Origin of the sequence: Akkermansia sp. GGCC_0220, from assembly GCF_017566105.1 — a bacterium.
Classification (GTDB): domain Bacteria; phylum Verrucomicrobiota; class Verrucomicrobiia; order Verrucomicrobiales; family Akkermansiaceae; genus Akkermansia; species Akkermansia massiliensis.
This window is the reverse complement of sequence record NZ_JABFCI010000241.1, coordinates 1-211: the sequence shown is the minus strand read 5'-3', so window position 1 is coordinate 211 and position 211 is coordinate 1. Positions and strand designations below refer to the sequence as shown.

Annotated in this window: 1 protein-coding gene; it reads left to right on the top strand. The window is 46.0% G+C overall.

Translation table 11 applies throughout. From position 1 onward, the window contains the following. The coding region (locus HJW02_RS13655; protein WP_208050782.1) for an IMP dehydrogenase at window positions 1–211 on the top strand (211 nt) is incomplete at both ends.

Here is a 211-nt window from a genome sequence, read left to right as displayed (position 1 = left end):
CCACAGTTATCAGCTGACTATGATGTAGCAAAAGCGTTGAAGGGTACAGGTATTCCTTTGATTGCCGATGGTGGTTTGCGTTATTCGGGCGACGTGGTGAAAGCATTGGCTGCCGGAGGATATTGCGTAATGATCGGATCATTGGTTGCCGGAACAGAAGAATCTCCGGGTGACACTATTATCTTCAATGGTCGTAAATTCAAATCCTATC